Origin of the sequence: Psychrobacter sp., assembly GCF_035469765.1 — a bacterium.
In the GTDB taxonomy this organism is placed as follows: Bacteria; Pseudomonadota; Gammaproteobacteria; order Pseudomonadales; family Moraxellaceae; genus Psychrobacter.
The window spans coordinates 1-1,620 of the sequence record NZ_DATIRM010000412.1; the positions used below are offsets into that span (position 1 = coordinate 1).

Annotated in this window: 1 protein-coding gene and 2 pseudogenes; 2 read left to right on the plus strand and 1 reads right to left on the minus strand. The window is 39.9% G+C overall.

What is annotated here, in order from left to right; all coding sequences use genetic code 11:
- A pseudogene (locus tag VLN09_RS11405) lies at window positions 1-226 on the plus strand (LPS export ABC transporter permease LptG); the annotation flags it as partial.
- Window positions 227-304: 78 nt separating this feature from the next.
- On the opposite strand, the gene VLN09_RS11410 reads toward VLN09_RS11405, so the two are convergent.
- Complete coding sequence (locus VLN09_RS11410) at window positions 305-913, minus strand: class I SAM-dependent methyltransferase (protein ID WP_325246611.1); 609 nt, start codon at window positions 911-913, stop codon at window positions 305-307.
- A 526-nt stretch (window positions 914-1,439) separates the two neighbouring features.
- Here VLN09_RS11410 and VLN09_RS11415 point away from each other — a divergent pair.
- Window positions 1,440-1,620 (plus strand): annotated as a pseudogene (locus tag VLN09_RS11415) (hypothetical protein); the annotation flags it as partial.

The following is a 1,620-nucleotide window of genomic DNA, read 5'->3' on the forward strand; positions in this document are numbered from 1 at the left end:
GTCATTAGTGATTGTCGCTTGCTCCTTTGTATTTGGTTCATTACGTACGCATAGTTTAGGATTGCGTATCGTCGTAGCGCTATTATTTGGTTTGTTATTTAGTTACGTGCAGGACTTAGTGGGCTTTGTTTCACTGGCGACGGGATTTTCGCCGCTACTGATGGTGATATTACCGATTATTGCCAGTGCGTTTTTGGGTAGATATTTATTGAAACGACAAATGTAACTCTAAAAATCTAGGCATAAAAAAGCACGCTAGATCATTATGATTTAGCGTGCTTTTTTGTTTGTCTGATTCTAGTATTTAATCTTTGGTCGCCATCGTAATCGTATAAGTCTTGCCCTGTTTGATCTTTTCGCTATTGCCAAAGACTTCGGTAAATGAGCGTTTCATAAACTGACGTAAGCCATTAATGGTTACCACGTAAAAGCGTCCACCTTTACGCATGCGGGCATGGGCATCAAGGAAATAAAGGTAATGCTGCTCTTTACCGACCTTGGCTGGTAGGTTCGACATGACCAAACTAAAATCTTTTGCTTTATCTACATGATTAAAGCCATTGGATAGATGCACATCGACATTTTTTAGACCATTTTTTTCGCAGTTAAGACGCGCATATTCCACCGCCATAAAGTCTTTATCGATTAACGTATGCAGACCATTTGGACATTCACGTGCCGCAGTCATACCAAGCACACCATAACCACAGCCCAAATCTATTGAATCATCATCTGCTTGAAAATCCACATAATCAAGCAGCATCAGGCTACCGTCATCAAGCTTTTGCGGGGAAAAAATACCCCACGTGGTGGCAAAATCAAACGGCTTACCCAGTACGTCTTGGCGGAAGTTAATATCTTCGCGCCAGTGTTTAGCGCTTTTTAATAGGTCAGCAGGAGGTCTATGGCTCATCGGATTCTCGGATAATGGATAGGTAAAAGGCGGTGCGTTGCTCAATCGAACAACGTGCACATCATAAAGAGTATTGTAACGAGAAAAAGATGAGTTTGCAGCTATGGATTGGTAGAAATTATGATGGGTATTAAAAGAGGATAAATTAAAAGCATCTACTGTCAGATTTTTTAAGGTCTAATTAACCTGGTTACGCATTTATATACTAAAGCTATGGAATACTGATAAAGCTAACGATTTGGTCAGCTTTTATCGTAGTGACGTTTTATTATGAGAAATCACTGTCATATCAGAAGGTGCACCAGCTCACTAAGTTTACATTCACTAAGCTTTATTTAACTAGGGCGTGTCCTCAATTCAATCGATGGACATCTAAGTGGGCTAAAAATGGCTAAAAATGGCTAAATTTTGTCAAACATCGTCAAATAGCTGGGTAATATCCCGATATTAACAGCGCTATTTTCCTTGTTTGACTGCAATTTATCTCATTTTTATCTCCATTTTTAAAATGAGGACACGCCCTAGTGTGGAGAAAGCCAAAGAGCTATTGAATACGACAGAGTTGGCTGAAAAGGCATTGTCTGCTGTCAGCATTATTCTGTTTAGCGCTGTCTCACAAACGTTTGGGGGTTTCTTGATGGATGATGAAACCAGTAAGCGTTACGTGCTGTCAAAAGGCACAGAGTATGCAGACTTATCTTCATTAT

Bases quoted from the DNA above. Each gene is read 5' to 3' on its own strand.
- VLN09_RS11410 (WP_325246611.1), bottom strand. From the start codon at position 913: ATGAGCCATAGACCTCCTGCTGACCTATTAAAAAGCGCTAAACACTGG.